Below are 10376 nucleotides of genomic sequence, written 5' to 3'. Positions count from 1 at the left end.
TTCCTGCTGCTCCGGCCCGCGCCTCCAGCGCCCGCCCCCGTCCGATCCAGGAGGCGGCGGGGCAGGCGCCGGATGCCGTTCCCGCGGCACGACGTCAGGATGCCGCCGGCGCGCGGCTGAGGCTGCGGAACGCCGAGAAGCGCCGGCCTTCGTCGCCGGGGCGCTCCAGAGCCCCTCACCGCATTCGGCGTGCATTATCCAGTCGCGCTGAGCGGTTTTTGTTGAATGGGAGGGGCGTGAACGGTTCCGGGAGAGCGGCGTTGTCCGGATGCAGGCATTGCACGCGCAGGGGGACCGTAGGGTCGCGGGTATGACCGACGACCGACAGCAGGAAGAGGCCGTAGCGGGCGCCTGGGCGAGGATCGAAGCGTGGCTGAGGGAGAGCGCTCCGCGTTCCCACCGGATGCTTCCGCCACCCGCTCCGGAAGCCGACATCCGTGCGGTCGAGCAGGAACTCGACCTCACCATCCCACCGGGACTCAAGGCCTTCTACCGCCTCCGCAACGGCACTGGCCACCCTGCCGACTTCGGCTGGACACCCGAACCCGAAACCGGGCTTCCGCTCCAAGGGCAGGGAACGGCCTGGCTGTTGCCGAGGAAGCACGGGATCCCTCCGGTACAACATCTGCCGTACTGGGACGAAGGCCCCCACACCATCGGCATGCCGGTCGATCCCGCGATGCGGTATCTCGCCTTCGCCGCTACCGACCGCAGCGGCCTGTACGGGTTGTTCACGGACTGCACCCCGGGACCCGGCTACGGACGGATCGGCACCTTCGAGGAGGCCGGCATCCCCAGGCTGGGCGTGTGGCCGTCGTTCGCCGACTACCTCATCGAAGTCGCCGATGCGCTGTACGAAAACCGTGGCGTGGAGTACGCGGACGGACACCAGGACAAGAAGGTGCCCGGTCTCGTCGACCAGGCTCTGGTGTGGGACAGTCCGGGGCATCCGCGGGACCCGGACTGGACACGCATCGCATAGCACTGTGGCCGGAGCACCACGGGGTGCTTCGGCCACAGGATCCTTCGGTCAAACGGTCAGGTCAGCCGACCTTCTTCCACGCGCAGACCGTGTCGGCGTTCTTGCAGTGCTCGAAGCCGGGATCGCTGATGAAGAACCCGTCCTTGTCGAGCAGCCGCATCTGCGGGACGAAGTTGATCCCGAACTTGCGGAAGGCGCCCGTGTTCTGATCGGTCGGCACGGAAGCACGACCACACTTCTCGTTCCACTTCGGGCCGGTGTAGCCATCGCGGTTCTCTGCGAAGAGTCCCCACGTGCCGCCGGTCATCGGCTTGGTGTACAGCTGTGCGCACTCCTTCCCGGAACCGACCTGGTTCGGGCCCTTCGGCATGCCGCCGCTCTGGTACGTGGCTGCGGGCGCGTACTCGTCGCACGACCCGTCGGGAGTGGCAGGATTCGGCTTGAAGCCGTTCGCCCCTGTGGGGCAGACGATCTCGCGGCTGTCGTCGTTGGTCCAGTCGCCGCCGTCCGGGTCGGCGTTGTTGCCGGGGCCGAGGTAGGTGACGAGGGAGTCGAGTTGCGGGCTGCCCGGGTGGGATGGGAGCTTCTGCTGCACCAGCCAGTAGTAGGCGCCGGCCGCTGGGTACAGGTTGGTGTCGACCGTCCAGGTGGGCTTGAAGAACGGGAAGACGCAGCCGGTCTTGATGGTGCCTCCGGCGATGTCGTCGCAGCGCGGCGCAAGTTCCCGGACGCGGACGTCACCGCTGGTGCCGAGGCTGGTCTGGGCGTGCGCCTCTCCGGCGTCGACGGAGCCGAGGAGGCTCCAGCCGAGGTCGAACTGCTCCTTGCCGGTGCCGTTCCAGATCGTCTGCTGCTTCGCGGTCATGGCGTACTGGGAGCCGACCTGGCCCACTGTCCAGTGCGGTGTGTGGTTGAGGCCGTCGTCGCTCGACCACTGGACCTGCGAGCTGGTGCAGTCCTTGCAGTTGTCGGACGCCTGCCACGTGAGGTGAACGCCCTCCGTGGCCTCGTCGATGTGCGTCGGAATCGCGGTGAGTTGCTGATCGAACTCCGCTCGCTGGGTGCCGGTGTCCGACGCCTTGTTGTACAGCTTGATCTGCTGGGACAGCGCGAAGGTGGCGGTCCCGAACTTCGGCAGTTCGTCGGCGTCGACGAAAATCAAGGTCGCGTAGCCGACGCTCTTCAGGCAGGCCTCGGTCCGGTTCATGTAGTCCTTGCCGTCCGGCTTCGCGGCACACCACGGGACGAGATCGGCGCCTCGGAGGGTGTTCCTCGTCGCCTTCCTGGCAACAGCTGCATCCTCCGGAGTCGGCGCATCACGGCTGATCTCGATGCACACCTTCCGGCCCTTGGAGTCCGGGGAAGAGCACTTCCGGCCGGCGTCCTTGCTACGCACGCCCTGGATCGGGCCGGGATCGGTGCGCCCGAACTCTCTCGGAGTCTGCGCAACCGAGTCGATGGTGGAGGTGGCCTGCGGCGCCGGGAAGGTGACGTACGGCTTCTCGGCCGGAGGAACGCTGATCTTGAAGGTGGAGTACGGGGACCAGTCGTTCTCGTAGACCTTGCTGGTGGCGTCGTACCCCGACGAGCGGACCGCGTAGGTGACGCCCTCCTTGAGCTTGCCGGCGGGGACCGCGACGGAGGCCGGTTTGCCCGCGTCCACCTCGCCGGAGACGAGGACACCCCATTGGTTGGCGTCGGTCAGCTTGACCACCGTAGCGGTCGGCTTGCCGGTGGAATCGGTGGTGTGGACCTCGAAGGTTGCCGTGGTCTTGTGGCCGCTGGTGGCAGTGACCGTGTTGCGCAATGTCGGAGTGGTGGTGTCGACCTGCCACACGCCGTTCGTCTTCGTGAACGGCGGGCCCGCTTCTGGTGCGTTGGGTGTGTTCGGGGCAGCGGCTGCGACTGCCCGTGAGCCGGGGCCGTGGACAGGTGGTGGGTTGTCGGAGCCGGCCGCGTAGCTGGTGGCGGTGGCTCCGGATCCGAGGACGACCGCGAGGATCGTGCCGAGGGCTATGCGTCGTCTTTTTCTGGTGGGGGTAACAACCTGTGACCTCTCTGTGGGAACAACAGTGCGAACCCCACCAGGTCCCAAGCGTGAGAACCATGACCAGGGTCACGGTTTGAGCGGTCAGAGAAAGAGATGAGCCACCAGGGAATCCCGTCCGCGCCGAACCGACGGCACCTTCGCTTCCGGCCCACTCACCCGACCCTGAATCGATGAACCGGTCAGGCCCGGGTGACGAGCGACTGGCTGGTGTGCGGGGACGCGGTCAGAAGGATGCCAAAAGTGACGGGCACGGATGCGGTTGCGGGCTCGCCAGTGAAGAGAACCGAGACGCTTGCGGGGACCGTCGATGGACGAGGATCCGCCCATCTCGATCACGGCACAACGTTCCGGCGATCCGGTGCAGCCGGCCCGGATGGACCGCCTCACTGCGAAGCACTACGGCAGATACCTGGTCCGGCTCGTCGACCTGATCAACCCACTCATCCATGAGCCGACGATCGCGGCAGCGTCTGACGAACGAACTGCCCTCGTCGACGGCTACCGGTCCGGGAGCAGACTCTGATGATCTGCATCTTCTCCACTGCTTTCAGAACCGGACGAAGCGGAGGGAAGGGCGGCACTGACGAATTGCGCTGGGGGCAGCTGAAGAGGGGCGGTGCGCCGGACGGCGGGTACCCAGGGGTGGGTTCGGGGAGCGGTCGGCGATCGGCGCGCGGACGGGTGAGCCGGAGACGGCGGGACGCGAAGGCAGTCGCGGGCCTGGGTACCCGGAGTGCAAGAGGCGGGCCTCCGCACCGCACCTCGCAGGAGACCACCATGGACCTCCTCGAAGAAGCCCCCCACCGCTTCCGCATCGAACGACACGGTGACATGCGCGTCCCGGGCGTCGTCTTCGCCTCCCGGGCCCTGCTGAGCGACGCGCAGCAGGCGCTGGGACAGGTCGTCAACGTGGCCACGCTGCCGGGCATCGTCGTCGCCTCGTACGCCATGCCCGACATCCACTGGGGCTATGGCTTTCCCATCGGGGGTGTCGCGGCGACCGACGTCGAGGACGGCGGGGTGGTGTCGCCGGGAGGGGTGGGGTTCGACATCTCCTGTGGGGTGCGGTTGCTGGCCGCGGACTGTGACCGCGCCCAGCTCGCCCCCGCCCTGGACGCCGTCATGGACGGGCTCGACCGGGCCATTCCGCGCGGCGCGGGACCCGGCGGCGTGTGGAAGCCCGGCGGCCCGGGGGAGCTGGAACGCGTCTTGGAGGGCGGAGCCCGTTATGCCGTTGAGCAGGGGCACGGTGAGGAACGGGATCTTGCCCGGTGTGAGGACCGTGGAGCGGTCGGTGACGCCGATGTCGGGCAGGTCGGCGGGCGGGCCCGTGAGCGGGGGCTCGGGCAGGTGGGGAGTCTGGGGTCGGCCAACCACTTCCTCGAGGTGCAGCAGGTCGCCGAGGTGTACGACCAGGCGGCCGCCGACGCCTTCGGGATCGCCCGCGGGCAGGTGACCGTCATGATCCACTGCGGGTCGCGCGGGCTCGGTCATCAGATCTGTACCGATCATGTGCGGGCGATGGACCGGGCCATGACCCGGTACGGCATCGCCGTGCCCGATCGGCAGCTGGCCTGCACCCCGGTCACCTCGCCGGAGGGGCAGGCGTATCTGGGTGCCATGGCAGCCGCCGCCAACTACGGGCGCGCCAACCGCCAGCTGCTCACCGAAGCCGCCCGGCGGGTGCTCCGCCGCGCCGCCGACGTCCGGTTGTCCCTCGTGTACGACGTGTCGCACAACCTCGCCAAGCTCGAGACCCATGAGGTGGCCGGGCGGCGGCGTCGGCTGTGCGTGCACCGCAAGGGCGCCACCCGGGCGTTTCCGCCCGGGCATCCCGAGCTTCCCGAGGACCTTCGCGAGCAGGGGCAGCCCGTGTTGATTCCCGGGACCATGGGAACGGCCTCGTATGTCCTGGCGGGGGTGGCCGGGGGAGGTGCCTTCTTCTCCACCTGCCACGGTGCGGGGCGCAGGATGAGCCGCCACCAGGCCGCCCGTTCGATCACCGGCAGGGAGCTGCGGGCCAGGCTCGAGCGGGACGGCATCGCCGTGCGTCCGCTCTCCTGGCGCGGCCTGACCGACGAGGCCCCTGAGGCGTACAAGGACGTCGGGGAGGTCGTGGCGGCGAGTGAGAGTGCCGGGTTGTGCCGCATCGTCGCCCGTCTGGTGCCGCTCGGTGTGGTCAAGGGCTGAGCCTCAACCATGAACCCCAGGTCGACGGCTGCTCACACGTCCACGATCGCCGTGCACGACCAGCCGTACGGGTCCGGGCCCATGTGCAGACCGTGCCACGACACGCCCTTCGGTACGGCGCCGGTGATCTCCACGTCCGACAGCCCGGTGACCGTCAGCCGCACCTCGAGCCCGTCGTCGTCGGACTCGGCCTCCACGTCCACGGGCACCTGGCCGTGGACCTCCAGCCGGTAGACGACCTCCTCGAGGAGCGCGGCCAGCAGATCGTCGTCGTCGTTCTCGGCCAGTCTTACGCGCTCCACGGCGGTGGGACGTGCCGTGGACAGGTCCGCGAAGCAGTCCACGAGGCCGGTCGCCGCCTCCGCCAGGCAGCTCTCCCGGCTCACTCCCCACGCCTCGATCCGTACATCGGCGGTGTGCGGCACCGTTCGGTGGCCGCTCGAACCCTGCCGACGCATCGACCTGTCGTCGTCCGTGTCGCCGACCATGTCCATCGTGTGCCCCCTTGGGACACAGTCAATCGGCTTTCGCCGCGTCGCTCTGCTGCCGACGCGAGGCCCTGGGGCGCTGGAGCGGCCCCAGGGCCTCGCGACAACGTCCGTCGCCCGCCTCACCCCGTGGCGAGCACCGCACGTTCCTTCCCGTCCCCCTCCGGCTCCGCCGCGCTCTCCTCCGCCGTACGCCCCCGCAGGGCCGTCACCACCAGCAGTGCCGAGAACAGGGCCGCCGAGCCGCACACCACGAACCCGATCGAGTAGCCGTGGCCGAGCGCGTCCAGGACGTAGGAGCGGGCCGCGCCGGGCGGGGAAGCGGGCGGTACCGAGTTGAGGGCGAGCGGGCCGCCCTCCTTCAGCACCTCGTGTGCCGCCGCCTTCGACTCCGCGCTCAGCGAGGACGAGGTCGCCAGCGAGGAGGTCACCCGGGACGCGGCCTGGCTCAGAGCGACCGCGCCGATGACGGCCGGGCCCAGCGTGAAGCCGAAGTCGCGCAGCAGGTTGGTGGCCGCGCTCGCCATGCCCGCGAGCGGCACCGGGACCGTGTTGACGGCGGTCGCGGTGATCGACGACACCGTGAAGGCGAAGCCGATGCCGACCAGACCCAGCGGCAGGATCAGGGAGGTCAGGTTCTCGTCGCCCACGTCCAGCCCCGCCGCCAGGAAGTCGCCCGCCGCGATCAGCGCCAGGCCGGCGGTGAGCAGAGCCCGGGCCGGCAGCCGGTGCAGCAGCCGCGAGGTCAGTGGAGTGAGGACCGGCGTGATGGCGTTGAGCAGCAGGAACGCGAACGCCGTACGCATCGGGCTCTGGTGCTGGATCGGGCCGAGCCGGATGCTCGCCGCGTAGGCGGTGCCCAGGAAGCTGAACATGCCCACGACCGCGACGACCGACGCGATCGCGAAGGAGCGGTTGCGGAACAGGTCCAGACGGAGCAGGGGCGACCGGGCTCGGCTCTCGGCGTAGACGAACAGGCCGATGAACACCGTCGCGATCACGAACGCCACGACCACCGGGGTGGACCCCCAGCCGTCCGTCGGCCCCTGGATGACCGCGTACAGCAGTGCGAACAGGCCGATGCCGATGGTGATCTGGCCCCCGACGTCGAGTGAGCGGCCCTCCGGCGCCCTGGAGTCGGTGGCCAGCCACAGGCTCACGAGCGCGCTGATCGCGGCCAGTGCCGCGACCACGACGAACGCCGAGCGCCACGAGCCGTACGTTCCCGTGATGCCGCCGAGCAGCGGGGCGAGGAAGCCGCCCGCGGACAGGCTGGAGGCCCATACGGCGATGGCTCGTGCCCGCTGGGGGCCGGTGTGCGTGCCGGCGGCGATCATGGCGAGCGAGGTGGGGAAGAGTGCGGCGGCGCCCAGGCCGGCCAGGGCTTGTCCCACCCACAGCTGGTGGATGCCGGAGGCGCTCGCGGCGACGATCTCGCCCGCGCACAGCAGCGCGGCGCCGCCGACCAGGAGCCGTTTGCGGCCGAAGAGGTCGCCGAGGACGCCGAAGGACAGTTCGAGGACGGCGACGGGCAGCAGGAACGCGTCCGAGATCCAGGTCAGCTGGGAGCCGACGGGGTGGAGGTGTTCCTGGAACAGGCCGTTGAGCGTGGCCGGCATGGCGAGGCCGATCTGGGCCAGGCACACGGCGAGACAGCCGGCCACGAGCGTGCCGATCGGGAGCGACGCACGCGGGGGAGCCGATGCGGAGGTCGCAGGAGCGGAGGTGTCGGACATGGGCGGGTCCCAACGTCGGTGGTGGGTGTGGTGCGGGGCGCGAGGCCGGGTGGCGGGTGCCGTACGTCAGGGCTGCGTGGGGTATGAGGGGCGGTCCCGGCCGACCGTCAGGCGTGCCGGCCGGTACGTGACGTACGCCGCCCCGTCCAGACCGAGCGCCGTGGCCGACCGCTGGAGCGCCCCCGGCGTCGCCGCGTCGTCCCAGTGGCCGGTGGTGACGCGGTGTTCCAGTGCGTGCAGGGCGGCCACCGTCTCGGCGGTGGTGAACGTGCAGTGGCCCTGGCGCTGGACGTAGGCCTGCCGCAGCAGCGCCCCGTCACCGGCGGCGCGCACCCGGTCGCCGAACCGTCGCTCCTGCTCGACCGGGACCAGGTTGTCGGCGACGGTGTGCACGTCCAGCAGCGGCACGCCCAGGCCCTGGCCGGCGGAGGACGTGCGCTGGGCGGTGCGTACGGCAGCCGGGTCGGCGGTGATCGCGGCGCCCGCCGTCAAGGACCTCAGGTCGGCGCGCAGGTCCAGGCCGGCCGCCTGGTACAGGGCGAGGACCTGCGGGGCGTGCACGGAACCGGCCAGCAGACGGGCGTAGTCGACGCCCTTGTTCCAGGAGTTGTTGCCGCCGGCGGACTGCTCGATCGCGTACCGGCCGCCCTCCACGAAGGAGAGGATGCCTTGCGCGAACCACGCGTACTGCTGCTTCTCCTGCCCCGCCCAGTCGGTCGGCGCGGGGGCGGTCTCGCCCGGCGCCCACGCGGGCAGGTTCAGGAAGGCGGCGGCCAGCGCGATCCGGGCCCGGCCCTGCGGGGTGGCCTGGGCGGTGGTGACGGCGTCGGTGAGCTTCTTCGCGGTGGCGGCCGCGTCGGCGGCCGACCCGAAGCGGACCAGGCCGACGTCCTGTCCGGGCAGGAGCAGCCGGGCGATCGTGTACTCGGCGTCGAGTTGGTAGTCGTCCAGGTCGTTACCGCCCGCGACCAGGCCGCACAGTCCGAGCGCGCCGTCGACGCGACCGGCGCCGTCACGGGCGATCTGCGCGTTGACGAGCCCGCCCATGGACTGGCCGACGGACAGCGTGCGCCGCGGTGTGCCGATCTTCGCGGTGACCGCGTCGAGCGTGGCGAACTGGTCGCGTTCCGCGCTGTTCAGGGCCCACATCGAGCCATGGGGGTCGTACGACGACCCGGCCATCGCGTAGCCCTCGGCGAGCAGCTCGGTGCGTACGGCGTCGGAGGGGGCGTCCTGGGCGACGGTGGGGCCGAAGCCGTGGCTGAACAGGAGGAGGGTGCCGTTCCAGCGGGCGGGGACGTCCGCGATCCAGGTGGCGCCGTCGGCGAGGGTGCCGGTGAGGTGGCCGGCTCCCGAATCCGCCTGGGCGGCCGGTGCGGGGAGCGTGGTCAGGGTCGCGGACGCCACCGTGGCCAGGGCGGCGAGGGCGATGCGGAGTCGGGTACGGGGACGAGTGCGGGCGGCGCGCATGCGTCGGCTCCTGTCTGGCGGCTCGGGAGCAGGGACCGTGCGATTGCTCGAAGGCTTGAAGGAAGGCTCGAAGGCCCGATTGCTCAGTGCACTGAACGTCAGGGAATGTAGGGCCGATTTCTTGCGGGCGTCAATGGAGTGCACAACATCACTTCGCGACGCCGCGGCCGGGGTCACGTGCCCGCAGGGCCGCTACTCCGCCGGAATCGTTTCGATCAGCCGCCGCGCCGCGTCCCTGGCCGGCGCGTCCAGCAGGCCGTGAACCGCCCGGAACGTCTCCTCCGCGCCGACCGCGGGCCAGTCGGCCGGCAGATGCCGTACGGGCAGCCGGGGGTCGCTGCGGATCACCTGCAACCACTCGGAGGTCAGCCGCAGCCGCAGCGCGAGGGCGTCCTCCGCGGTGATGTCCGTGCCGCCCGACGCGAACGGCCGCCAGGCCGCCTCGAACTCCCGGTAGCGGCCGGCCAGTTCGTCCAGGTCCCAGGTCTCGTCGATCATTCCGGCGATGTCCGTGCCGGTGTCCGCCCGGGCCCGGAAGACCTTCACATGCGCCGCGAGCCCGAGTTCGGCGACGATCCCGGAGACATCGACCTCGCCGGGCGCGATCCACAGCCCGCTGAACAGCGCCCCGAACCCCGCCCAGGTCAGCTGCGACCGCAGATCGTGCCGCTGACGCTGCCAGGACTCCGGGAGCGAGAAGCCGAGGAGGGTCCAGGTGCCGTCCCAGTCCCGGTTGACCGCGCCCGTCTTCCAGATGCGCCGCTCCCCGTCGCGCAGGATCGCCTCCGAGCGGTCGGTGAGGCCGACGTACGTGCGGCGGCCCTCGCGGCGGCGGGACAGCAGTCCGCGGGCGACCATGCGGGTGAGGGTGGACCGGGTGGCCTGCTCGCCCACCCCGGCGCGCCGGAACACCTCGATGACGCTCCCCGTGTACACGCACACCCCCCGGCCCAGCACCTCGTCACCGAGGAAGCTGAGCAGCAGGGACTGGGGGCGCAGGGCCGGGGTGGTCACGCGGATACAGTACGAGGCCGTGTCATTCCTGACACACCTTCAGTCCTCTGGGCGTTGGTGGGGCAACTCAGGACGAGGAGCCCAGCGAGCGTGCCCTGACCCCCTCCAGGTGTGCCGTGAACACCTCGCGCGCCTCAGGCGTCAGGGTGCGCAGCGCCACCAGCGCGGTGATCACCACGTCGCACAGCTCCGCCTGTACGTCCTCCCAGCTGTGCGACGTGCCCTTGCGCGGGTTCTGGCCCGTCGCGCCGATCACCGCCTGCGCGACCTCGCCGACCTCCTCCGACAGCTTCAGCACGCGCAGCAGCCGCTCGTCGGCGCCGTCGTGCACACGGTTCGCGTCCAGCCACGCGTGCAGCCGGTCGATCGACTCCCAGAGGTCCGGCTTCGAGTCCGATGTCAAGAGGTCCGCGGACGTCACCTGTTCGGTCATCCCGGCAGACTGC

General features: G+C 70.5%; 9 protein-coding genes. 3 read left to right on the top strand and 6 right to left on the bottom strand.

The genetic code is table 11. The features are described from left to right. The first annotated feature begins 310 nt into the window (after window positions 1–310). Window positions 311–982, top strand: a complete 672-nt coding sequence (locus tag SY2F82_RS01690; RefSeq protein WP_236041046.1) for an SMI1/KNR4 family protein — start codon at window positions 311–313, stop codon at window positions 980–982. Window positions 983–1043: 61 nt separating this feature from the next. On the opposite strand, the gene SY2F82_RS01685 is transcribed toward SY2F82_RS01690, so the two are convergent. Further along, window positions 1044–2819 carry a hypothetical protein gene (locus tag SY2F82_RS01685; RefSeq protein ID WP_236041044.1) on the bottom strand — a complete coding sequence of 592 codons (1776 nt, stop codon included), beginning with the start codon at window positions 2817–2819 and terminating at the stop codon, window positions 1044–1046. A 520-nt stretch (window positions 2820–3339) separates the two neighbouring features. Between SY2F82_RS01685 and SY2F82_RS01680 the strand changes: the two genes are divergently transcribed. Both SY2F82_RS01680 and SY2F82_RS01675 read left to right on the top strand, forming a co-directional pair. Further along, the gene (locus SY2F82_RS01680; RefSeq protein ID WP_200417111.1) at window positions 3340–3555 is read left to right on the top strand and encodes a hypothetical protein; all 216 of its coding nucleotides are present in this window, start codon (window positions 3340–3342) and stop codon (window positions 3553–3555) included. A 254-nt stretch (window positions 3556–3809) separates the two neighbouring features. Continuing rightward, window positions 3810–5222: an RtcB family protein gene (locus tag SY2F82_RS01675; protein ID WP_200417110.1), complete on the top strand. Its 1413-nt coding sequence runs from the start codon at window positions 3810–3812 to the stop codon at window positions 5220–5222. A gap of 32 nt (window positions 5223–5254) precedes the next feature. On the opposite strand, the gene SY2F82_RS01670 is transcribed toward SY2F82_RS01675, so the two are convergent. The 5 genes from SY2F82_RS01670 to SY2F82_RS01650 form a co-directional block, all read right to left on the bottom strand. Continuing rightward, the gene (locus SY2F82_RS01670; protein ID WP_200417762.1) at window positions 5255–5710 is read right to left on the bottom strand and encodes an archease; all 456 of its coding nucleotides are present in this window, start codon (window positions 5708–5710) and stop codon (window positions 5255–5257) included. Between the two features lie 122 nt (window positions 5711–5832). Further along, on the bottom strand, window positions 5833–7446 hold the full coding sequence (locus SY2F82_RS01665) for an MFS transporter (protein ID WP_200417109.1): 1614 nt from the start codon (window positions 7444–7446) through the stop codon (window positions 5833–5835). 66 nt (window positions 7447–7512) lie between these two features. Continuing rightward, window positions 7513–8916: a DUF6351 family protein gene (locus SY2F82_RS01660; protein WP_200417108.1), complete on the bottom strand. Its 1404-nt coding sequence runs from the start codon at window positions 8914–8916 to the stop codon at window positions 7513–7515. A 192-nt stretch (window positions 8917–9108) separates the two neighbouring features. Further along, complete coding sequence (locus SY2F82_RS01655; RefSeq protein ID WP_200417761.1) at window positions 9109–9936, bottom strand: PaaX family transcriptional regulator C-terminal domain-containing protein; 828 nt, start codon at window positions 9934–9936, stop codon at window positions 9109–9111. Between the two features lie 61 nt (window positions 9937–9997). Then, window positions 9998–10363 (bottom strand): MazG-like family protein, encoded by a 366-nt coding sequence (locus SY2F82_RS01650; RefSeq protein ID WP_200417107.1) that lies wholly within the window; start codon window positions 10361–10363, stop codon window positions 9998–10000. Between the last annotated feature and the right edge of the window lie 13 nt (window positions 10364–10376).

The sequence above is a fragment of the Streptomyces sp. Y2F8-2 genome (assembly GCF_014905555.1).
Classification (GTDB): domain Bacteria; phylum Actinomycetota; class Actinomycetes; order Streptomycetales; family Streptomycetaceae; genus Streptomyces; species Streptomyces cynarae.
Note: the sequence above shows the minus strand (reverse complement) of the source record. Positions and strands in the feature narration are given on the sequence as shown.

Excerpts from the sequence above, each read along its gene's own strand:
- SY2F82_RS01680 (WP_200417111.1), top strand. The coding sequence starts at position 3,340 with ATGGACGAGGATCCGCCCATCTCGATCACGGCACAACGTTCCGGCGAT.
- SY2F82_RS01650 (WP_200417107.1), bottom strand. The coding sequence starts at position 10,363 with ATGACCGAACAGGTGACGTCCGCGGACCTCTTGACATCGGACTCGAAG.
- SY2F82_RS01690 (WP_236041046.1), top strand. The coding sequence starts at position 311 with ATGACCGACGACCGACAGCAGGAAGAGGCCGTAGCGGGCGCCTGGGCG.
- SY2F82_RS01675 (WP_200417110.1), top strand. The coding sequence starts at position 3,810 with ATGGACCTCCTCGAAGAAGCCCCCCACCGCTTCCGCATCGAACGACAC.
- SY2F82_RS01665 (WP_200417109.1), bottom strand. The coding sequence starts at position 7,446 with ATGTCCGACACCTCCGCTCCTGCGACCTCCGCATCGGCTCCCCCGCGT.
- SY2F82_RS01660 (WP_200417108.1), bottom strand. The coding sequence starts at position 8,916 with ATGCGCGCCGCCCGCACTCGTCCCCGTACCCGACTCCGCATCGCCCTC.
- SY2F82_RS01670 (WP_200417762.1), bottom strand. The coding sequence starts at position 5,710 with ATGGTCGGCGACACGGACGACGACAGGTCGATGCGTCGGCAGGGTTCG.